Source organism: Runella sp. SP2, from assembly GCF_003711225.1.
Taxonomy (GTDB): domain Bacteria; phylum Bacteroidota; class Bacteroidia; order Cytophagales; family Spirosomataceae; genus Runella.
This window is the reverse complement of sequence record NZ_CP031030.1, coordinates 3,184,931-3,206,010: the sequence shown is the minus strand read 5'-3', so window position 1 is coordinate 3,206,010 and position 21,080 is coordinate 3,184,931. Positions and strand designations below refer to the sequence as shown.

Annotated in this window: 18 protein-coding genes; 9 read left to right on the top strand and 9 right to left on the bottom strand. The window is 45.1% G+C overall.

Features of this window, described 5'->3' with window-relative positions; translation table 11 throughout:
- Window positions 1–4 precede the first annotated feature (4 nt).
- From DTQ70_RS13420 to DTQ70_RS13395, 6 genes are all read left to right on the top strand, one after another.
- Window positions 5–1,060 carry a YncE family protein gene (locus DTQ70_RS13420; protein WP_122931276.1) on the top strand — a complete coding sequence of 352 codons (1,056 nt, stop codon included), beginning with the start codon at window positions 5–7 and terminating at the stop codon, window positions 1,058–1,060.
- Between the two features lie 19 nt (window positions 1,061–1,079).
- The gene (locus DTQ70_RS13415; protein ID WP_122931275.1) at window positions 1,080–1,634 is read left to right on the top strand and encodes a DUF2911 domain-containing protein; all 555 of its coding nucleotides are present in this window, start codon (window positions 1,080–1,082) and stop codon (window positions 1,632–1,634) included.
- 10 nt (window positions 1,635–1,644) lie between these two features.
- The gene (locus DTQ70_RS13410; protein WP_122931274.1) at window positions 1,645–3,915 is read left to right on the top strand and encodes a multicopper oxidase family protein; all 2,271 of its coding nucleotides are present in this window, start codon (window positions 1,645–1,647) and stop codon (window positions 3,913–3,915) included.
- A 29-nt stretch (window positions 3,916–3,944) separates the two neighbouring features.
- On the top strand, window positions 3,945–6,185 hold the full coding sequence (locus tag DTQ70_RS13405) for a TonB-dependent siderophore receptor (RefSeq protein WP_122931273.1): 2,241 nt from the start codon (window positions 3,945–3,947) through the stop codon (window positions 6,183–6,185).
- Window positions 6,186–6,269: 84 nt separating this feature from the next.
- A complete protein-coding gene (locus DTQ70_RS13400) occupies window positions 6,270–6,626 on the top strand; it encodes a heavy-metal-associated domain-containing protein (protein WP_122931272.1) in 357 nt (118 codons plus the stop codon).
- A 200-nt stretch (window positions 6,627–6,826) separates the two neighbouring features.
- Window positions 6,827–7,351: a YfiT family bacillithiol transferase gene (locus DTQ70_RS13395; RefSeq protein WP_122931271.1), complete on the top strand. Its 525-nt coding sequence runs from the start codon at window positions 6,827–6,829 to the stop codon at window positions 7,349–7,351.
- A 78-nt stretch (window positions 7,352–7,429) separates the two neighbouring features.
- Here the strand turns inward: DTQ70_RS13395 and DTQ70_RS13390 are convergent, their stop codons facing one another.
- Complete coding sequence (locus tag DTQ70_RS13390) at window positions 7,430–9,892, bottom strand: alpha/beta hydrolase-fold protein (protein ID WP_122931270.1); 2,463 nt, start codon at window positions 9,890–9,892, stop codon at window positions 7,430–7,432.
- A 147-nt stretch (window positions 9,893–10,039) separates the two neighbouring features.
- Here DTQ70_RS13390 and DTQ70_RS13385 point away from each other — a divergent pair, with 147 nt between their 5' ends.
- Window positions 10,040–10,231, top strand: a complete 192-nt coding sequence (locus DTQ70_RS13385; RefSeq protein ID WP_028526727.1) for a cold-shock protein — start codon at window positions 10,040–10,042, stop codon at window positions 10,229–10,231.
- An 82-nt stretch (window positions 10,232–10,313) separates the two neighbouring features.
- On the opposite strand, the gene DTQ70_RS13380 is transcribed toward DTQ70_RS13385, so the two are convergent.
- The 4 genes from DTQ70_RS13380 to DTQ70_RS13365 are packed head-to-tail and all read right to left on the bottom strand — an operon-like array spanning window position 10,314 to window position 14,752.
- Window positions 10,314–11,138, bottom strand: coding sequence for a ZIP family metal transporter (locus DTQ70_RS13380; protein ID WP_122931269.1), 825 nt, complete (start codon window positions 11,136–11,138; stop codon window positions 10,314–10,316).
- 24 nt (window positions 11,139–11,162) lie between these two features.
- Window positions 11,163–12,737: an arylsulfatase gene (locus DTQ70_RS13375; RefSeq protein ID WP_229600128.1), complete on the bottom strand. Its 1,575-nt coding sequence runs from the start codon at window positions 12,735–12,737 to the stop codon at window positions 11,163–11,165.
- Between the two features lies 1 nt (window position 12,738).
- Window positions 12,739–13,632: an SMP-30/gluconolactonase/LRE family protein gene (locus DTQ70_RS13370; RefSeq protein WP_122931268.1), complete on the bottom strand. Its 894-nt coding sequence runs from the start codon at window positions 13,630–13,632 to the stop codon at window positions 12,739–12,741.
- A gap of 46 nt (window positions 13,633–13,678) precedes the next feature.
- Window positions 13,679–14,752 (bottom strand): CaiB/BaiF CoA-transferase family protein, encoded by a 1,074-nt coding sequence (locus DTQ70_RS13365; protein ID WP_122931267.1) that lies wholly within the window; start codon window positions 14,750–14,752, stop codon window positions 13,679–13,681.
- A gap of 55 nt (window positions 14,753–14,807) precedes the next feature.
- On the opposite strand from DTQ70_RS13365, the gene DTQ70_RS13360 reads away from it, so the two are divergent.
- Entirely contained in the window at window positions 14,808–15,365 is a 558-nt protein-coding gene (locus tag DTQ70_RS13360) for a hypothetical protein (protein WP_122931266.1), read from the top strand.
- A gap of 212 nt (window positions 15,366–15,577) precedes the next feature.
- Entirely contained in the window at window positions 15,578–17,791 is a 2,214-nt protein-coding gene (locus tag DTQ70_RS13355) for a carbohydrate binding family 9 domain-containing protein (protein WP_122931265.1), read from the top strand.
- Here the strand turns inward: DTQ70_RS13355 and DTQ70_RS13350 are convergent.
- Genes DTQ70_RS13350 through DTQ70_RS13335 form a run of 4 tightly spaced genes read right to left on the bottom strand, consistent with a single transcriptional unit; the run spans window position 17,777 to window position 21,079 of the window.
- Entirely contained in the window at window positions 17,777–18,019 is a 243-nt protein-coding gene (locus tag DTQ70_RS13350; protein WP_122931264.1) for a hypothetical protein, read from the bottom strand. The two genes, DTQ70_RS13355 and DTQ70_RS13350, sit on opposite strands and share 15 nt — an antisense overlap.
- A gap of 39 nt (window positions 18,020–18,058) precedes the next feature.
- Entirely contained in the window at window positions 18,059–19,114 is a 1,056-nt protein-coding gene (locus DTQ70_RS13345) for a LysM peptidoglycan-binding domain-containing protein (RefSeq protein WP_122931263.1), read from the bottom strand.
- Window positions 19,111–19,911 (bottom strand): DUF4905 domain-containing protein, encoded by an 801-nt coding sequence (locus DTQ70_RS13340; protein WP_122931262.1) that lies wholly within the window; start codon window positions 19,909–19,911, stop codon window positions 19,111–19,113. The genes DTQ70_RS13345 and DTQ70_RS13340 overlap by 4 nt, the downstream gene beginning before the upstream one ends.
- 10 nt (window positions 19,912–19,921) lie before the next feature.
- On the bottom strand, window positions 19,922–21,079 hold the full coding sequence (locus tag DTQ70_RS13335) for an MFS transporter (protein ID WP_122931261.1): 1,158 nt from the start codon (window positions 21,077–21,079) through the stop codon (window positions 19,922–19,924).
- Window position 21,080: the final 1 nt, after the last annotated feature.

Here is a 21,080-nt window from a genome sequence, read left to right as displayed (position 1 = left end):
TCCAATGAAACGTTTCATTCAAATTTTGGTACTTGGTTTTAGTAGCTGGGTCGCGTCGGCTTGCATGGAGATGAGTTCAGCCCAACCCACACTGAATATCAATTATCCAGCAGCTTATGTAGTAAATGGCGAAAGCAGTACGATGTCAATCATCAATCTCAATACCAACGAAGCAACAGGCTTAGTACAACTCACCGATAACAAGGCGAATGGCTCAGGCATGTTTTTGGCCTACCCTCATCACATTTACCTAAATCCTACTCAAAACCAAATCGCGATTGCCGACCCAGGTATCAATCTATCTGGTGGACATGGCGCTGCTCATACAAGCACCGCAAAAGTGCTTATTTTGGATGCAACAAAGGGTCAAAATATCAAGCTAATTGAACTTCCGATGATGAATCACAACGCCATTTATACCCCTGATGGTAAAGAAATTTGGACTTCACAAATGGACGATGATGGTAAAGTTTTGGTGTATGATGCCACTACCTACAACCTCAAAAATACCATAAAAGTAGGCAAAGAACCCGCCGAAGTAACATTTTCAGCGGATGGTTCAATGGCTTTTGTGGCCAACGGCAAGGACAATACCATTTCGGTGATTCATCCTGCTACCAAAATGGTGACAGCAACGATTGCCGTGGGAAAAAACCCAGTAGGGGCATGGACGGGAGGCGACAATCGGATGTACGTGGACAATGAAGACGGGCAAAGTGTTTCGGTTATTGACGTAAAAACGTTGAAAGTTGTCGAAACCGTCGAATTGGGTTTTATGCCAGCGTATGCGGCTTTCCACGCTGAGACAAAAGAACTTTGGGTAACTGACCCAAATGCAGGAAAAATACATTGGTGGAAGCAAAATACCAATGGAAAGTTTGAACACGAAAACGCACTTGTAACTGCTGCGGGTGCCCATGCGATTGCATTTAAGGGTACAGCAGCCTATGTAACCAATCAAGAAGCAGCCTCTGTATCAGTCATTGATTTAGTACAACACAAAAAAATTAAAGACATCAAAGTAGGGTCAAAACCCAACGGGATTGTATTGAAATTTTAACATAAAACATTCTTTATTCATGAAACAGCTCCTCATTTTCGGCATTTTTCTCTTGTTCGTAAATGTCTTATTTGCTCAACACGAACATTCCAAAGCTGATACTACTAAAAATGCAACGAAGCCTAAAAGTCCACGTTTGTCTGCAATGGCGATGATAGGCGATAATCATGTACATATCGACTACGGCTCTCCAAGTGTCCGAGGGCGAACCATTTGGAATGGCTTAGTGGCCTACAATCAAGTGTGGGCAACAGGTGCACATAAAGCCACTTGGATTGAATTTTCAAAAGATGTAATGATTCAAGGGAAACATGTACCAAAGGGTAAATATGGCTTTTTTACAATTCCAAATGAAAAAGAATGGACATTGATTTTGAGTAAAACTTGGGATATGCACTTAGCTGATGACTATAAACAGGAAGAAGATATAATTCGACTGGCTGTAAAGCCAGAAACAAACAAAGAATTTGTGGAAGCACTAACCTACCAAGTGCTTTCAACCCAACCTACTAAAGGAGAAATCAAAATGAGTTGGGCACACTTAAGTGTTTCATTTGGGTTTGAAAATAGATAAATAGTTGGCTATGAAGTCTATAAAAATTGTTGTTTTTTTTATTATCTCAACTGCTGTTTTTGCTCAGCACGAAGAACACACTCTGCCCCAAAGACAGCGTGTACTTCGTCAGGATAACACACTAAAAAAACGAACAAACCAACGTATCAGCAGTAAACCCAAGGCAGTTCGTTACGATTTGTTTGTTAGAGATACCATTGTAACGTTTGGTCATAAACCCAAAAGAGCGATTGCTGTAAACGGGCAAATCCCTATGCCTACGCTCACTTTTACCGAAGGCGATACGGCTGAAATTTACGTGCACAATGAACTAAATGAAGAGACCTCCCTGCATTGGCACGGTTTGTTTTTGCCCAATCAATACGATGGCGTACCTAACTTAACCCAGATGCCCATCAAACCGCATACTACGCATTTGTACAAGTTTGCCATTATTCAGAATGGGACGCATTGGTACCATAGCCATACAGGACTACAGGAACAAATTGGTATGTATGGGTCAATAATTTTAGAAAAGCGCGACAATGATTCCACATTTCGGAACACCATTGACGATTTGCCGACCATTCCAATTATTCTGAGCGAATGGACTGATAGGAAGCCTAATAACATCCACCGAATGTTGCATAATGCTACGGATTGGTTTGCGATTCAAAAAGGGACAACTCAAAGTTACACAGAAGCCATAAAACAAGGCTATTTTAAAACAAAAGTAACCAACGAGTGGAAGCGAATGAACGCCATGGACGTGAGCGATGTCTACTACAACAAGTTTCTCATCAATGGAGAAAACGAAAGGCAACTTACCCAATTTAAGGCGGGAGATAAAGTTCGATTAAGGATTTCAAACGGGGGGGCATCCACTTATTTTTGGCTTACTTATGCGGGTGGCAAAATAACCGTTGTGGCCAACGATGGCAATGATGTAGAACCTGTTGAAGTAGATAGGTTAATTATTGCTGTTTCCGAAACCTACGATGTCATTGTTACCATTCCTGACGCTACTGCTTCTTACGAGTTTTTGGTAACTTCAGAGGACCGTACCAAATCCGCATCCTTGTTTTTGGGTTCGGGAAACAAAATAAAAGCCTCCTCCCTGCCCAAACTTGCCTACTTTGAAGGCATGAAAATGATGAACGGGATGATGAAAATGAACGGGGATTTGGACGATATGGGAATGAGCATGAGTCTCAATCAGATGGATATGAATACCGTCATGTACCCCGAAATTACGAGTCCCAGCCTCCTACCCCCCAATGAGGGAATTATTACATTGAACTATGCTATGCTTAAATCACCATTCAAAACAGCGCTTCCAGTTCCCCCATTGGGGGTTAGGGAGCTACGTTTTGAGTTGTCGGGTAACATGAATCGTTATGTGTGGAGTTTAAATAATAAAGTGGTTTCGGAAAGCGACAAGATTTTAATAAAAAAAGGCGAAATCGTTCGGATAGTACTTTACAATGGTTCGATGATGCGCCACCCAATGCACCTACATGGGCACGATTTTAGGGTAATCAATGGCCAAGGTAATTATGCTCCCCTAAAAAATGTGATTGATATTATGCCCATGGAAACCGACACCCTGGAGTTTGCTGCCACCGAAAGCGGAGACTGGTTTTTTCATTGCCACATTCTTTACCACATGATGGCTGGAATGGGGAGAGTTTTTAGCTACGAAAATAGTCCAAAGAACCCCGAAATACCCAACCCTAAGCTGGCACAACGAAAACTGTTTGCAGACGACAGGAAGTTTCATCTAATGGCTGAAAATGCCTTTGAAACCAACGGAAACGATGGAGAGGTGATGGTCTCAAATACCCGTTGGAGCATTGGCACAGAGTGGCGCTTGGGATACCATGATAAACATGGCTACGAAACCGAAACCCACATTGGGCGATACATCGGTAAAATGCAGTGGCTAATGCCGTTTATTGGTTTTGATTGGAGATATAGGAGAATGGGAATAGATGAAAAAGAAACGAACCTTTTTGGACAAAGCAATACCAAAGATAAACGAGCGGTGCTTAGTCTTGGGGTGAATTATACATTACCCATGCTCGTTATGGCGCAAGCCGAAGTATTTACCGATGGAAATATCCGATTTCAATTAGAACGAAAAGACATCCCCATCAGCAAACGTCTGCGAATGAACTTAATGTGGAACACCGATAAAGAGTACATGGCAGGATTTCGGTATATTATAAATAAAAACGCAGGTTTCTCCACTCATTATGACAGTGACATGGGCTTTGGAGTAGGTTTTACGCTCAACTACTAACCAATTTTTGAATTTTGACAACTTTTGAAATGAAAACAAAAATATTAATTCCTTTCCTACTCATCCTTCATTGGTATTCTTTAAACGCCCAACGCGTAATGGGCACCGTATTTGAACGCAATGAAACAGGTAAAAAACTACCATTGGTAGGCGTAAATGTGTTTTGGGCAGGTACATCAATAGCTACAGCTACAGATTCTGTCGGGAAATTTAACATTGCCCGTGCTGCTAAATCTAATTTGTTGGTATTCAGCTATATTGGATTCAAAACGGATTCAGTAAAGGTGACTTCTGAAAGCAATTTTGAGATTGTGATGAAGCCCGATGGCCAGTTGGGAGAAGTAGTTGTACGAGGAACTTCCTCGCAAATCGACCGCCTAAACCCCATTCAGACAGAAATTATAACGACCAAAGCCCTTGCTAAAGCCGCTTGTTGTAATTTGTCGGAAAGTTTCGAAACCAATGCCTCGGTGTCGGTGAGTTTGAGCGACGGCGTGACGGGGGCCAAACAAATTCAGTTTTTGGGATTGGGTGGGCAATACGTTCAAACCAACGTCGAAAATATTCCCAATATCCGTGGTTTGGGTACAACTTTTGGGCTAAACTATATTCCAGGAACGTGGATACAAAGTATCGACATTGGCAAGGGAGCAGGCTCCGTCGTCAATGGCTATGAAAGCTTGACGGGAGCGATTAATGTCGAATTGGTGAAGCCCGATGCTCGCGAGAAATTGTATTTTAATGCGTACGTCAACAATTTTGGTCGCGGAGAAATAAATTTCAACGTCAATAAAAAACTCAATGAACGCTGGTCAACGGGCATTCTTTCGCACGCAAGTACACTACAAACGCGGGTGGATAACAACGGAGATGATTTTTTGGACATGCCCCTTTACACCCAACTCAATGCCATTAATCGTTGGCAGTACAAAAGCGACAAAATGATGGCGCAGTTTGGGGTAAAAGCACTTTATGAAAACCGTTTGGGAGGCCAAATTGGATTCAAAGAAAACATGCGCGGAACGTCGCAGGCCTACGGTTTTGGCAATACAACTCGCCGCGTGGAGTTTTTCTCCAAAACGGCCAAAATGTACCAAGACAAGCCCTACAAAGGGTTAGGCTTTATCGTAAACGGGTTGACGCATTCAAGTGACTCGTACTTTGGGTTTGCTAACTACGACGCGCGTCAGCAAACCCTGTATGCCAACTTGATATACCAGTCGATTATTGATAACACCAATCATAAATTTACGACGGGCTTGAGTTATTTGTTGGACGATTACAACGAAACCTACAAAGACCTTCACCGAATGCGTACGGAGTCGGTACCAGGGGCGTTTTTTGAATATACCTATAATTACCTCGACAAACTTACGCTTGTGGCAGGCATACGGGCAGATGCCCATAACCTCTTTGGCGCCTTTGTTACCCCGCGTTTGCACCTTCGCTGGCAGCCGTTTGAACAAACAACGCTTCGTTTATCGGCAGGAAGGGGGCAGCGTACGCCAAACGCACTGGCCGAAAATTATGGCTTCTTGGTTAGCCAAAGGGCAGTTCGTTTTGTGGACGATTTACGTCCAGAAGTTTCGTGGAATTACGGGGCAAGTTTGACCCAAACGTTCCATCTTTTTGAAAAACACTGGGATGTGGTTGTGGACTATTACCGAACAGACTTCGAAAGCCAATTGATTGTTGATACAGATCATGCAAGCAGTACAGCCGCCCATTTATATTTCTATAATTTGCAAGGAAAATCGTTCTCGAATAGCTTTCAAGCAGAGCTAAACGGTTTATTATCAAAACGTACTGAGATAAAATTGGCATATCGTTTGTTTGACGTTTGGCAAACGATGGGACAGCCCGTCAACGATGTTCGTCTCATGGCTCGGATGATGATTCCGCGTGATAGGGTATTGTTTAACATCGGTTATACCCTGCCTTACGATAAATGGAAGGCCGATTTGACGGTGCAGTGGAACGGAAAAGCTCGCATTAATGACCCGTTACAATCGTTGGAAGCAACTTTGGATAACCAATCAATGCCGATTCTTTATTCACAACCTTACACCAACGTCAACGCCCAAGTATCGCGGGCGTTTCGGAAGTTTGAAGTGTATTTGGGAGGCGAAAATTTGTTGAATTTTAAACAACCCAATCCTATCATCAACGCCCAAGACCCATTTGGGAAGTATTTTGATGCGGGCCAAGTATGGGGGCCAATTGTAGGTCGAATGGTCTATGCAGGAATCCGAATTAAAGTTAAAGATTAATCATAAGTGAGCGTACATGATTGAACCCCACTGTACGTAAATCATCCAAAAAACTCCCCGTTGGGGTTGGGGGCTTTTAAACCAATGAAACAACTAACATTCCTTTTTGTGCTCGTACTGGGAGTAGTATTCAGCACAGTAGCTAGTAAGCCTGGCAAAGAAAAAGAAGTGAAAATCAAAACGTCGGCCGTGTGTGACATGTGCAAAGAACGCATCGAGAAAAACTTGACGTTGAGCAAAGGAGTAAGCGAAGCAGTCTTAAATCTGGATGACAAAGTGGTGACAATCAAGTATAACCCTAAAAAAACGGACGAAGCGGCGCTTCGTAAAGTGATTACCGATACGGGCTACGATGCCGATAGCCAAGTGTGTAATAAAACGGCTCACGACAAACTACCAGAGTGCTGCCAAAAGGGAAACGAAGCCCATGGGCATCATTAATTTCAGGAAGCAACAAAAAAAGGGAGCATTTTTGCTCCCTTTTTTTGTTGCCTGTGATGAGGGTTGCTCACAACCCGACGTTCATGGCTTGCAATAAAAAAAATGCAGAAGTGTTTTGCAATAAAAATATTGCCTGTGATGAGGGTTGCTCACAACCCGACGCACTACCGTTTGAAGAAAATTTAAAATAATACACACTCATGGACATTCAATCACTCCAATTCCCGATTGGAAAATGGTCGCCAAAAGGAGACTACACCGCTGATGAAATACAAGAACGCTTGACAACCCTGAAGACCATCCCTGCGGAGTATCGGGCGTTGACTGAACAACTTTCGCACGAAGAGTTACAAAAACAATACCGCGAAGGAAGCTGGACCATTCAGCAATTGATTCACCACGTGGCAGACATGCACTTGCTGCATTATATCCGTTTCAAGCAAGCTTTGACCGAAGATAACCCCAACGGCGTAGTAGCAAAAATTGACGCGTGGGCAACGATGGAAGAAGCCAAAACGGCTCCTATCGTTTTCTCTTTGCAAATGATTGAAGGCACCCACGCCCGCTGGACGAATTTGATGGAACAAATGTCGGCGGAAGATTTTCAAAAGGGATACTACCATCCGCTGCGCCAAATAAATATCAAATTGATTGATGCCTTAGACATGGGCGCGTGGCACGCCAAGCACCATTTAGCGCATATCAAGATTGCGTTAGGAAAATAACTGACGTAAATATAAATGGCCACAAACAAGAGATACTGTCCAGTAATCGCCTGTTTGTGGCCATTTTTTATGATTTCTTTACGGCACTTTTACCACATCGGTTGGCGAAAATTGCCATTGGTTGTCAAAAAATCCCGCCATTTTGACGCCCTTGGTGCCTTCTTTGAGCATGGCAGCGCTGAAAATAAAGTAGTCGGGGAAGCCGCTACCTCCCGTAAAATACTGATTTGACTCGGTTGCCATCATCCCTGCCAAACCTGTGCCTGTAACGGCTGCCACCGAGGCTAGGGGGCTGTCGGGGCGAGGGTGAATAAAGTATCCACCTAAATCGTCGCCCGAAAGGGTTTCGTTACCAATTTTCATGCTGCCTTTTTGAACCTGAATCGGACATTGGCCCAGTACTAAATTCCACGCGCTGTTGGTAACTGCGTTCCCAAAAACAACTACTCCACGGTCGGCATAAGCAGCCAACGAAAATTCTTTGTCCGAAATCACATCAACAGCGCCATTGCCACGGTAATACCAAGTTTCGGCGTCGTAACGTGCTTTGTTGTATGCCCATTCGTTTTCTTCTTTGGTGCCCGTTGTTCCATAGACGAAAACCATCCGATGGTTGAAAGCCGTTTTGAAAGTTCCGTTGCGGTGCGCTCCTTTTTGCTGAATCGACGGTTTTTCAGTGGCTTCCCATTTGTCTTTCTTCGCAAAATACAAGGGCTGATTGTTGAGCTGAAAATTCCCCGAAATATCTTGGTTATCAATTTTAATCTTAAACGATTGGCCAGCTGGGAAAGCAGCGGGAAGAATCATCAACGTTTGGATATTTTTGGTGGTCAGGCTGATGGTCTTATCGTTTGAATTCCGTTTAGCTTGAATTTGGCTGTACGCTAACGGCTGAATTTGTTGTTCAACCCCAATCCAATGGTAATGCGAAGAAATGGCAGGGTTTGCCGTGGTAAAATCTAGGACATCAACGTCTTCGGCTTTTTTAGAACGGTGCCATTTGAAATAATCAAAAAGTGGTGCCCAATCGACGCTATGATCGCCGTACCAGTGAGAACCGTTGGGGTATTCATAATATGAAAAATCGTTGTGAAAAGCGCCCAAGGTGTTCCGCATCGTGCGGGCGTATTCTACTGAAACGGTACGGTCGGCGTCGCCGTGGAGGATATAAATACCGCTGGCTTTGTAGTTTTGGGCCAAGGCCATAACGTTGCTTGGATTACTGGCACGAAGCAGCAATTGCTCCACGGGATTGGTGCTGTTTTCGGGAATTTTTCCGTCGGCTGAACCGTAGCCCATCAAAGTCGGGTAGCCTGCACAAGGGGCAATGCCCGCCCATTTTCCTGGGAAAGTCGCTCCCAAATACCACGTGCCGTGGCCGCCCATTGAGTGGCCCGTCAGGTAAATTTTCTGGGGGTGAGGCTGGAATTTTTTCTCCGCAATGGCCAATACCTCCAACGCATCTAAGCGTCCCCAGTCTTCCCAGTTGAACCCGCGCGGACGGCGGTTGGTGGGCGCTACGAGCGTTCCCCAATCTTTTGGCTTGTAAGCACGTGCTTGCCCAATGGCTTCTACGCCCGCCCCGTGTACCGAAAGAAACAAGGCCGACGTATCCGTTTTTTCGCCTTTTTGCGGCGCAACTCCGTAGTATTGAACACTCCCATCAATGCCACTAATAAACGTCTGACTGTAATGCTCTTTGTTATTAACTGCTTGTAAAGTAAGGGTTTTAGTGTCAACTACTTTGCCATTTTGGAGTACAGAAACCTCACAAGTTACGTCACCGCGTTGCGTAACGGCGCTGGCGTCGATTTTAAAACCAACTTTGCGAGAATTGAGGGAAGTAATGGTTGGAAGGTCAGTAATTATTTCTTTCCCTTGTACCAATGCCTTGATTTTTAGCCCTGTAAGTGGTTTTTCGGTAGCATTAAAAAGAAGAATTCCTCCCCAAATCGGCTCGCTATTTTCTCCCAAAACAACATGCGGAAGAGTGATATCGGGAAGGCTTAGGGAGATTAGTTTTTCGGGAAAAACCAGTCGGGCGGAAACTCCCTGAAAACGTCCGCCCATACCAACGCGCACTATCAACTCGTTTAGCCCTTTTTTAATCTTTACGGGGCTATACATATATTCATAGCGGTTGGCATCACCTCCGCGCGGAATGCCGTTGAAATACAGTCCTGCATGACCAGCCACGTTGAGAAGCGCTACCGTTTCTTTGGGCGATTGATACGTTAAATACACGTAACCATTAGACAACGCAGCATGGCGAAAACGCTTGGCCGTATCAGCCGTTATTTTTTGCCATTTCAGTTCCTGCCCTTTTTCGTTGGTCAACAATACGCTTCCTTCGGTAGGTTTTACAAAGGTTTTTTGAATGAGCTGATAAGTAAGCTGATCGGTGTAAAGGGCTTCGCGACCGTACTGGTGGCAGGGACCAACGACCAAGCCTTCGGTGAATGAGTAGGTGGTTTGTGCTTGTAGGGTGTTAAGAAAAGTAAAGCAGAAAGGAATAATAAAAAAGTAAAAAAAAGCTTTCATTTATAACGGGTGGTTTTAATTTTTTTAAAGATAAATAAAATAGTTTTTTGCTTTGCTCGAAAATACTTTTCAAAACTAAAAGGAATAAATTAGGTATATTCAATATATATATTTACCTTTGAGAATCAATACTTTAAAGATAATACAATGCAAGAAGGAACAGTTAAGTTTTTTAATGACACCAAAGGATTTGGTTTTATTACTCCATCCAATGGTGGCGCAGACATTTTTGTACACGTATCAGGCCTTGCTGATGATATTCGTGAAAACGACAATGTGTCTTTTGATGTGGAAAATGGTAAAAAAGGTTTGAATGCGGTTAACGTAAAAGTTATCTAATTTTAATCATATAAATCATTGAGTAAGAAGGCCGTCACTATCCAAAGTGACGGCCTTCTTTTGGCATTTATTTTTGCAGAGGTTAGCCTAGTGCAACATCCAGAATCATCATCACAACAAATCCTACGATAAATCCTAAGACAGATATATCGGTATATTTGTCTCGTTGGGTTTCGGGAATTACTTCTTCTACAACAACGTACATCATTGCACCAGCCGCAAATGCAAGAGCAAACGGGAGGACAGGTTGGAGGTAAATGACGGCTACAGCCCCAAAAACGCCCGCTACGGGCTCAACAATGGCAGATAGCTGACCATACCAGAAGCTTTTCCAGCGACTTACGCCGTGCCGCCGAAGTGGCATGGCCACCGCAAAGCCCTCAGGGAAATTCTGAATGCCGATACCGATGGCAAGTGTGATGGCTGCCGATAGCAAATGGTCGCCGCCGCTAATGGTGGCTGCGCCAAACAACACCCCAACCGCTAGTCCTTCGGGAATGTTATGAAGGGTAATGGCCAACAACAACAGCGTGGTTTTGTGCCATTGTGTTTTCATTCCTTCACTCTCGTTTTCTCCAAAATTGATGTGTAAGTGAGGGGTAAATTTGTCTAAAAAATAGATAAACAGCGAGCCTAATAAAAAACCTACGGCGGCAGGCATCCATGGAAAATTGGGAAAAAGTTTTTCCGATTGCTCGATACTGGGAGCGAGTAAGGACCAAAAACTAGCAGCCACCATGACGCCACCTGTAAATCCCAACATGGCGTCAAGGATACTACGAGGGACTGTTTTGAAGAAAAAAACCAAGGATGCTCCTAACGCAGTAACGCCCCAGGTGAAGGTTGTGGCAATCAATGCGGCATAAACGGGGCCTATTTCGCGTAAAAATTGTTCTAATTGTTGCATAAAGGTCGGAAGGCTAACGGGAGATTATTCTCCTTTGGTGGCACCTACTTTAGCCGTCCAGTCGTTGTACAATGTTTTTAATTCGTGTACTTTGGCGGGGTGAGAGGTGGCAAGGTCATACAGCTCCGAACGGTCATTTTCCATATCGTATAGTTCCCATTTTTTTGCGCCTTTGGACCAAACCAACTTCCATTTTCCCTGCCGAACGGCTCGACAGTCAAAGTGCTCCCACGCCAAATAGGGGTGAGGAGTGCGGGTTTTTCCTTCTAAAATAGGCACTAAACTTTTCCCTTCCAAAGGCTTGACCGAATTTTGCTGGTATTGGCTTGGGTAGGTTGCTTTTGCTAATTCCAAACAGGTGGGCATAATGTCCATAATATGACCAACTTGCTGCGTCTGAAATGGTTTTTTGACGAGTGCAGGATAATGTACAATCATGGGAGTCGCAATGCCGCCCTCGTGCGTAAATTGTTTGTACATTCGAAACGGCGTGTTGCCTAAAGCTGCCCATTCTTTGCTGTACGTAGTGTAAGAACCTTTTTCACCCGCTTTTTTTGTCAACGACTCGGCGTAAGCTTTTTCGCCAAGGTCGCGCTGGGCGCGGTCGTTGAGTATTTCAGCACATGCGCCGTTGTCGGACAGAAAAACAATGACCGTATTTTCCCATTGCCCCGTGGCTTTGAGTTTGTCCATGATTTTGCCAATACCCGCATCCATGCGACTGACCATGGCAGCATAAGCCGCCATTTTTAAGTCCCATTCATTTTTGTTAGTCACCGAAGACCAATCGGGAAGACTTGTTTCTTTGGGCGAAAGGGCGTATTGTTTAGGAAACAAGCCCAATCGATTTTGCTTTTTTAGACGTTCGGCACGGAGATAATCCCAGCCTTTGAGGTAACTGCCACGGTATTGCGTAATATCTTCCTCTGGTGCATGAAGGGGCCAGTGGGGAGCAGTGTAGGCAACGTACAGAAAAAAAGGTTGGTTGGAGCCGTGGTTTTGGTCGATGTAGCCAATGGCTTTGTCTGAAATGGCGTCGGTCAAATAAAATTTTTCGGGGATTTTGTATGGTTCGTTGTCTTCGAGCAAAATTCGCCCTGGGAGTAGTTCGTAGTAACTGGTTGCTCCACTAATAAGTCCAAAATAGCGGTCAAAACCGCGCTGCAAAGGCCAATCGGGACGTTCTTCGCCCACGTGCCATTTGCCCGACATGTAGGTCTGATAACCTGCCGATTTGAGTACTTCGGCTATCGTTACGGTTTGTTTGCTCAACCAACCTTGGGTTGAAGTTTCTTTGGAGCGATCTTTGACTTTGGTCACAACCATCGTTCCCATGCCTGCTTGGTGCGGATACATACCCGTCAGCAACGACGCACGGCTTGGGCAGCAGCGGGCGGCGTTGTAAAACTGGGTGAATTTTACGCCTTTTGAAGCAAGTTTGTCGAGGTTAGGGGTCTTGATTTCGGCCCCGTAGCAGCCAATGTCACTAAAACCAAGGTCGTCGGCCATAATGATGACAAAGTTGGGCCGTGAGGGTGTTTTTTGTCCCCAAACGATACCCATTCCTAGCAATAAGACCGACAAAATGAGCTTTTTCATCTTATTCAACTCCTTTTACTTGCATTTTGAGCGTATAAATAGATTCCGATGCAGTGACAAACAACACATTACGGTTTTTGCCCCCAAAACAAACGTTGCCCACCCAGCCCGACGGAATCGGAATATTGCCTAGTTTTTTGCCCGTAGGATCATAAACGGTTACGCCGCGCCCTGTGATGTACAAATTTCCCAGGTTGTCGAGCGTAATTCCGTCCGAGCCTTGTGCTACAAAAAGTTGGCGATTGGTGAGCGTTCCGTCTTTATTGATGTCGTATTTGTAAGTTTTTTGGTCGCGGATGTCGGCCACAAAAAGGTGTTTTCCGTCGGGTGTGCCCACAATTCCGTTGGGTTGTTTCAGGTTATCGTCCACCAAAACGGGCGTTTTTGCGCCTTTAGGCAAAAAATACACACTTTGTTTCTCTTGTTCAGGCTTTTTATGTTCCCAGTAGTCACGTGGATAAAAGGGGTCGGTGAAGTAAATTCCTCCTTTGGGCGTAATCCAGAGGTCGTTGGGGCCGTTGAGTTTTTTGCCCTGATAACCCGAAAAAAGAACCGTTACTTCGCCTTTGGGAGAGATTTGCCACATCTCGTTTTTTTCGTCGGCGCAAGAAATGATGTTTCCTTTTTTGTCAAAAAACAAGCCATTAGAACGCCCCGTTTTTTCCATATATACCCCCAAATTCCCTTCGGTATCGTACTTCCAAATTTTGTCGTTGGGCTGATCGGTAAAGAAAATATTTCCTTTTTTATCAACGGCAGGGCCTTCGGTAAACTTAAATTGCTTAGAAATTTGCTGAAGGGTTGCGCCTGGTGCTATCAGTTGATTCACTTCCTCTTGCGCACGACTTACCAACGGTAAAAAGGCAAGGGCTAAAATTGCGATGGTATTTTTCATTTGGTTAGTTGATTTGGTGTATAAGGATGCCCTATGGTAAAATCTACTATTTTAGCTCAAAAGCGACGGTTTTGACGCATTTGCTGACGCTTCCATCGGCCTGTTCTTCCTCCAAAATCATCGCTTGCGCCGCTGGGAGTTCAAACACTTCTTGCATGTTTCTGATTGAGGCCGCAGGAACGCCTGTTTTTTCCAATTGAGTTAAAAGTTCTTGTGAATGTAGTTGACCGATGGCTTGTGCCAACACCTCGTTCAGGGCGGTGCGGTTTTGAACCCGAGAAGCATTTGTCGGATAAAGCGCCACTAACTCGTCGTGCTGTATCACTTGACATAGGTTCTTAAACTGCTTTTCAGTACCCACTGCCAACAAGATAATTTTCCCATCTTGGCAAACGTAGGAGTCGCCGTAGGGGGCGATGTTGGGATGTTGGGTGCCCATGCGTTGCGGAATGTGCCCAGCCATGAGCCAGTTGGTCGCTTGGTTGACCAAGGAAGCCACCGCCGATTCAAACAACGACGTAGAAACGTACGAGCCTTGCCCAGTTTGATAACGCCGCAAGAGGGCTAACAAGATTCCTTCTTTCAACTGGTGAGCGGCCAAAACGTCAATCAAAGCTACGGGCATTTTGACGGGAGGGCCTTCTTTTTCACCATTCATAAACATAAAACCCGCTTCCGCTTGCAGCACTACGTCGAAGGCTGGTCGCTCGCTGGTGTCGTCGAAGGCGTTGAGTTGGGCAAAAATTAAGTTAGGTACAAGTTGAACAAGTGTTTCGTAATCGACACCAAGTTTTTGGGCAACAGGAGTACGGTAATTGCTAATGACAATGTCGGCATCTTTGATGAGTTCGTACGCTTGCTGGCGGTCAGTAGTATCTTCCAAATCCAGAAAATGTACCTGCTTGTTCCAATTGACGCTGGCATAGTAGGCCGAAGTGGCCAAAGTGGGGTTTTCGGAAGGGAGTTTCCACGAGCGAGTCATGTCGCCACCCGTTTTTTTATTTTCGATTTTGATGACGTTTGCGCCTAGTTCGGCGAAAAACATACCCACCGCAGGCCCTGCCAAAACACTGGCTAACTCTACGATTTTTAGCTGGTTAGTAAAAAATGATGAGGTCATACACAAATAGCTGCCTAAAAACGGCTAATTTTGCCGCGGCTAAAATTACTTATCAATGACAAACGAAGGTTACAATCCCGAAGAAATAAAATTACTACGGGAGGAATGCGAAGAAGAAGGCATGAACTTTGTTCATTGCGACGACGAAGACGAAAGCATGGCAGAAAATGACGAACTGGCTCACGTTCAGTTTGTTGGCGAATACAAAGGCCAAGAGGTCATTTATGATGCCATTATTTATACGTTACGCCTCCACCACAGCAGTTTGGTGTACGAGAAAGCCGTAGCGCAAGCTCAAAAGGTATTCCCAAAATACTTGCCGTTGGATGAACGTGGCCCAGGCTACAAAATCAAGCCCGAAGAGGAAGAAGAAGCGGAAGAGCTTATCACTGAGCTGATTGAGGCGATTGAGGAAGAAGAAGAAGTGAAGGTAAAAGAACATTTGGAAATCGACACAGAATTTGAGTACGGTGTAGGACTAGATGCTTGCCTGAACGTAGAAGCAGTAACGGAAGAAGTCATTACTGATTTTGTAAATAACTTCAATAAAGGTACCCTCAAGCTCGACCCAACGCTTTATTCGTTTCGTAACGACGAAGGCGACGAAGAGTAATTCTAAGAACTTCTTTGCAAAAAGCCCTCCCACTTCCATGTGCGAGGGCTTTTTTGTTTCGTGTTTTCGGTTCCTCAGAACCGAAATGTCTGTTAGGCGTCGGATGTGAGCATCCAACAGCACGCTGACGTATACCCCCTCGTTTGGGTGAAAGGTTTTTGAAATAGAAGTGCTAACTTGCGACTTCTTTCGTGTCCAATTCCGCTTCATCCATGAATTATTCTTTTACGCTGGTACTGTGCCTGCTGTCGTTCTGTTGTTTTTCGCAAGACGTTCAACTGTTTAAACCTGATTCGGTTCGCAAAGAATTTGAGGCGGTTAAGATTTTAAATAACCTCAAAGTAGATGGCCACTTGAACGACAAAGAATGGCAGTTGGCCAAGCCCAAAAGCGATTTTATTGAAGTTGACCCTCGCCAAGGAGAAAAACCCCGTCACTACACCGAAATTCGGGCTTTATTCAACCAAAACTATCTGTATTTGGGCGTTTTTAACCGAGATACGTTGGGCAAAAAATCTGTACGCGTTATTGATTTTAAGCGCGATTTTAACACCCGAACCTCTGATTTTGTGGGAATGAGCATCGACGGTTTCAACGACCGCCGAAATGCAATGGTCTTTACCACCAATCCCCACGGTGTGCAGCGCGATTTTCTGTCGTTTGATGCTACGTATATTGATTTGGATTGGGACGGACTTTGGCGGGTTCGGACCACGCGCTCGGACTCAGGTTGGGTGGCTGAATTTGCCATTCCTTGGAAAACATTACGTTACGCAAAATCAGATGAAGCAACCCAAAGTTGGGGTTTCAATGTCAATCGTGGGCGTCGTATGACCAATGAAAACTACGCATTTTCTCCTTTTCCACGTTCGTTTAATGTCTTGCGTATGGACTATGCGGGTATCATCAAAGGGCTTCAACCACCTCCGCCCACGGCCAACGTCCGCATACAACCTTACTTTTTGACTTCCTACGACCGTTATCGACAAATCGACGGCCGTAAACCCGAAGATGCAGCGGTAAAAGTAGGGGGGGAGATAAAATGGGCGGTGAATTCGCGGGCGGTCTTGGATTTGACGTTTAATACTGATTTTGCGCAAGCCGACGCTGACCGTCAAGTCAACAACGTTACACGTTTTTCGGTGTTGTTTCCCGAGCGTCGTCAGTTTTTCTTAGAAAATGCCTCATTGTTTGGGATTGGAATCGGACCTGCGTCGGATATGTCGGGAGGAACAATGCGGATTCAACCGTTTTTTAGCCGTCAAATTGGCTTAGATGGAGCAGGAAACCCCATCCCGATTGATGCGGGGGCGCGCTTTGTGAGCCGTTCGGCCAAAACAAATTACGGGGCTATGTATATCCGTCAACGAGGGTCGGCATCTTCGCCGCTGACCAATTATTTTGTCGGACGTTATTCCGAAAACTTGGGTAAACAAAGTCGTTTGGGGGCGTTGGTGACGGTCAAGAATGATTCGGGAAATACCAATATTGTGGGCAACGTGGACGGTTTTATCCGCTTTGATGAGGCGCATTCTCTCAATTGGATGCTCAACGTCAGCCATGATACCAAGGGCAATGTGACGGGGGCTGCGGGTGCGGCGCAGTATTTTTATGCCACCAACCAATGGAAAATATGGTGGACGCAATCGCTCATTTCAAAGTCATATAACCCTGCCGTTGGATTTACTTCGCGTTCTGACGTCATCGGGACTACCCCAGGTATATTTTGGTTTTATCGAGGCAAGCACGTCCCTTTCAAAAAAATCATCCGTTCGGTAGAACCGAGTTTGTTGGTTGAGTTTTACCATCAAGCGAGTACAGGCCGTTTGATTGAACGTTCGTACGGGTTGAGCCCTTTTTGGCTCATGCTGCAATCGGGTGGTTTTATGGGGCATATCATGACACCAACCTACCAGTATTTGACCGAGCCGTTTAGTCCGTTGGGGGTAAAAATCAACGCAGGAAGTTATAATTATACGCGCCACGCTGTCTATTGGGGAAGCGATGGTTCCAAAAAAGTAAGCTTCAATTGGAACGGTGAATACGGAACGTATTACAACGGTAAACTAAACACGACCAACTTTAGTATGCTAGTGGCGCCGATTCCGCACGTTTCAATCACGGGAAGGTACAATCGGAATACTTTCAAGAATGTCGGTGTCAATAATACTTCTAAAAACATTGATTTGTGGTCGATAGAAGGCCGTTTTGCAGCAAATCCGCGTTTGCAATTAATTGGGTTTTACCAACGAAACACCGATACTCAGGCAAATAATTACAACATCCGCCTTTCGTGGGAATATCAGCCGTTGTCGTTTATTTACATTGTATTCAACAAACGAGAATTTCAATCAACCACTCGCTTAGATACGCGCAGTCAGGAAGACCATCTTATCGCGAAGATTAGCTATTTAAGACAATTGTAAGTGAATGTCGAGTGGGGGAGTGCAGAGTGTCGAGTGGGGTAGGCGTTTGAGAGTTTTTTGCCAAAAACCCAAAAACAAATTCCTAACAAAACAGAACATCCAAGCGTAAGCATAAAGCACGAGCGTATTTAATTTATCCGCAAATACGGTTTCGAGGTTTTGGAACATCAAAAACGTAGCAATCACAAAACTGGCGAAAACTAACAACGGATAAAGTAAGCTTTTCATCAATCAACGCATTTGTGAGGCTAAAAAGTAGCCGTGTTGTTACTGCGCTAAGTAGCTGATTTCGGCGATAAATTGCTTGCCACCAGGCGAAAGTTTTTCTTGTGCACGGGCCGACAATTTGATGATAATGCGGTTGTTGGCACTAATATCAGGAAGTTTGCCAATCACTTTGACCCAAACACTTTGGCTATTGTTCATATTTTTGACCTGAATCAACGACCCCACGGGTGCGGTACGGTGGAGGGCTAAATATTTGCTGTTGTTGTCGGTACCGTCCAATACCTCTGCTACTCCCGTTTCCATGATACGTTTGCCTGTGTTGGCAATTTTAGGTTCGGGCAAATTGGCATTTGTAGGGTCTTCGGGACGAACGGGCGGAGGCGGCAATTTTTCTTCGCTTGGCTTTTTGGCTTCAGTTAGTTTCACCGAATCCAATTTATTCTTCTTGAGATAATCTTGGTACGTATTTTCCGAAACAATCAACTCTTGCCCCGAACGAAGCTGGTCAGAGGTAAGTCCGTTCCAACGGCGAATATCAGCCATCAATACGCCGTACTTAATTGCAATTCCATAGAGAGATTGACCACCTTCTACTTTGTGCAAGCCTGTTTTGGGGGCCGAAATGGGGGCAGGTTTTACGTCTTCCTTTTCGGGCTCTTCCGTAGGGGTAGCGGTAGGTTTTGTATCAGCCTCTTTGCCTTTGTCATCTTCTACTTTAACAACGGGAGAGGTTTTCGATTGAATTTCGTAGTCAAGAACGAGCTTATTTCCTTCGGGTTTTTTATCCGTCTTTTCGGGTTCTTTGGCCGCAGTTTTTGCAGATGAACCACCCGAGCGGGCAGGGACACGCACTACTTGCCCAACGGAAAGGTTGTCCTTCATTCCTGGGTTTGCATCTTTCAATGCCTTAATGGTAGTTTGGTACTTACGCATCACTGCGTAGAGGGTTTGGCCAGGTTCTACTTTGTGAATGACGTATGTTTTCCCGTTTTTATTCTCGATGCCCGTAGAGTCGAAGGTAAAGGGAGAAGCCATGGCCTTTGCTCCCATCAACAGCGCTACAACTACAAGGCAACATCCAACTCGCGTAATCATGGTTTCGGCAATTTTATAACTACTAATTCTTGTAAATTTTTCAAATACACTAAATGGTGCTCATTGTAAAAAGACTCACCAAAAGCAGTACTCGTCACGTCGGTTTCAAGGGTTTCGTGGTGAAGCACCGTTTTTGATGTATTTACGACCAAGATTGAGCGGGATAGAGCAGTTGCGTTAGCGTGGTAAAGATACTGAAAAAACAAAATATGTCCACCAATTTCCCCATAATTTAGGGCTTTTTGGGGTGTTTTGCCAATTATTTTTTGGACAAACTGACCGATAACCGAATAGTACGGGCTGCTTTCTGGGTGTTCGGTAGGAAAGCGCCAAGAAACATTCGTAGCTGGTTGCTCTAGGACAGAAGCTGCCGAAAGGCTTCCGTCTCGTAAATACCTGTGCGTGATGTTTAGCTGCAAATCACTTTGGGTTTGTGCAGTTTGAAGCAGCTGCCCATCGGTAGCCACGAAGGAATATCCGTCTAGCTTCCAAAGAAATGCACCCGTTTCGGCGTCGATGGCTAGTAGCGATTTGGGAGCGGGTTGTTCGCTACCTGCATACGTATGAAACAACAAAACCCCCGAATAAAACCCAATCAAGCTGGTCCACCAATCGGTATCAGCGATTGGTTTTTGCCAACGAACAGTATCATTTTCTACATCAATCACCGCCCATTCCACCCCCGACTTGCTCCGAAGCTCAACTGCCAACAAAGAGGCCGTTGTCTCCGCAGGAATTGTGTCATAAATTAGTCGCCAAACGGGTAGCGAAAGGGTAAATGTGTGGGTGGATAGCATTGGGTATGCCTTAATATAACTGTGCTTTGTTGGAAAGTAATGACCAGACGAGGGCTAAAACGGCCACAATGCCGATGGCAAACGAAAGACTAACCGCATTGGAAATAAGGCCGATGAGGGCAGGGCCCGCTAGAAATCCTGCCAAGCTAAACGTATTCATGGTGGCTAGTCCTGCGCCTTTGGCCATGCCTGGAACGCGGGCTGCACTTCCGTATAGAATGGGCGCCCCACACGATACACCTGCCCCCACTAACCCAAAGCCTAAAATAGCCGTGAGGGTATAGGGGAAAAATACGGCAATTAGAATGCCTGATGCGGCGATGATTCCCCCCGTAACAAGTACTTTTCGGCTACCGTATTGCGGAATTAAGGCATCACCAATAAACCGCCCAGAAGCCATAAAAAAAGCATAACAAGCAAATCCCCAACCAATGAAAAAGTCGTTGGCTTCTACCACTTCACGCATGTAAACGGCTGTCCAATCCGACATGGTACCCTCGGTGATGTTGGTACAAAGTGAAATGGCAATCATCCCCACCAAGACGCGGTTGGGCCAGGCAAACTTGGCGCCTCCTTCACTTTTGAGCTTTTCTTCGTGAATGCCCATGATGATGGGCCGAGCCAAAACGATGATGGTTAAAATCGTGAGAGTGATGATGGAAACGTGTACCGCAGGAGGTACTTTGAAGCCCATCAAAACACTGGCCAAAGCCGACCCAATCATTCCGCCGCCACTGAACATGCCGTGTGACGTGGACATAATAAACGTCCCGTCTTGTTTTTCAATCGCCGTAACGCAGGTATTCATCGCAACGTTGGTAAAGGCAATACCTATACCTAAAAGCCCGAGTGCAATGGAAGTCATCCAAAGCGCAGGAACGTTGACTGGCAGTAGATAAACCAAGGCCATACCCGTGAGTCCACCAAGGGTAGTGGTTCTCATGCCAAAACGATTGATAACGAGCGTAGAAAGAGGGTTGGTGAGCGTCGAAGCCAATGGCAAACTCAACAAGAGCAGGCCAAGCTGTGCATCGTCCAAACCATATTTTTGTTTGACAAATGGAATCCACGTCACCCAATTTCCAAACAGAAACCCTACCGAAGCAAAGATAGCTCCAATAGCTAGGCTGCGGTGGTTGGTAAAATACGTTTTTAAGTGAGTTGTCATA

What these genes read in the sequence shown, in the direction of transcription:
- DTQ70_RS13390 (WP_122931270.1), bottom strand. Translation starts at nt 9,892, where the DNA reads ATGAAAGCTTTTTTTTACTTTTTTATTATTCCTTTCTGCTTTACTTTT.
- DTQ70_RS13395 (WP_122931271.1), top strand. Translation starts at nt 6,827, where the DNA reads ATGGACATTCAATCACTCCAATTCCCGATTGGAAAATGGTCGCCAAAA.
- DTQ70_RS13380 (WP_122931269.1), bottom strand. Translation starts at nt 11,138, where the DNA reads ATGCAACAATTAGAACAATTTTTACGCGAAATAGGCCCCGTTTATGCC.
- DTQ70_RS13335 (WP_122931261.1), bottom strand. Translation starts at nt 21,079, where the DNA reads ATGACAACTCACTTAAAAACGTATTTTACCAACCACCGCAGCCTAGCT.
- DTQ70_RS13385 (WP_028526727.1), top strand. Translation starts at nt 10,040, where the DNA reads ATGCAAGAAGGAACAGTTAAGTTTTTTAATGACACCAAAGGATTTGGT.
- DTQ70_RS13405 (WP_122931273.1), top strand. Translation starts at nt 3,945, where the DNA reads ATGAAAACAAAAATATTAATTCCTTTCCTACTCATCCTTCATTGGTAT.
- DTQ70_RS13420 (WP_122931276.1), top strand. Translation starts at nt 5, where the DNA reads ATGAAACGTTTCATTCAAATTTTGGTACTTGGTTTTAGTAGCTGGGTC.
- DTQ70_RS13340 (WP_122931262.1), bottom strand. Translation starts at nt 19,911, where the DNA reads ATGCTATCCACCCACACATTTACCCTTTCGCTACCCGTTTGGCGACTA.
- DTQ70_RS13410 (WP_122931274.1), top strand. Translation starts at nt 1,645, where the DNA reads ATGAAGTCTATAAAAATTGTTGTTTTTTTTATTATCTCAACTGCTGTT.
- DTQ70_RS13365 (WP_122931267.1), bottom strand. Translation starts at nt 14,752, where the DNA reads ATGACCTCATCATTTTTTACTAACCAGCTAAAAATCGTAGAGTTAGCC.
- DTQ70_RS13400 (WP_122931272.1), top strand. Translation starts at nt 6,270, where the DNA reads ATGAAACAACTAACATTCCTTTTTGTGCTCGTACTGGGAGTAGTATTC.
- DTQ70_RS13350 (WP_122931264.1), bottom strand. Translation starts at nt 18,019, where the DNA reads ATGAAAAGCTTACTTTATCCGTTGTTAGTTTTCGCCAGTTTTGTGATT.
- DTQ70_RS13375 (WP_229600128.1), bottom strand. Translation starts at nt 12,737, where the DNA reads ATGAAAAAGCTCATTTTGTCGGTCTTATTGCTAGGAATGGGTATCGTT.
- DTQ70_RS13360 (WP_122931266.1), top strand. Translation starts at nt 14,808, where the DNA reads ATGACAAACGAAGGTTACAATCCCGAAGAAATAAAATTACTACGGGAG.
- DTQ70_RS13345 (WP_122931263.1), bottom strand. Translation starts at nt 19,114, where the DNA reads ATGATTACGCGAGTTGGATGTTGCCTTGTAGTTGTAGCGCTGTTGATG.
- DTQ70_RS13370 (WP_122931268.1), bottom strand. Translation starts at nt 13,632, where the DNA reads ATGAAAAATACCATCGCAATTTTAGCCCTTGCCTTTTTACCGTTGGTA.
- DTQ70_RS13355 (WP_122931265.1), top strand. Translation starts at nt 15,578, where the DNA reads ATGAATTATTCTTTTACGCTGGTACTGTGCCTGCTGTCGTTCTGTTGT.
- DTQ70_RS13415 (WP_122931275.1), top strand. Translation starts at nt 1,080, where the DNA reads ATGAAACAGCTCCTCATTTTCGGCATTTTTCTCTTGTTCGTAAATGTC.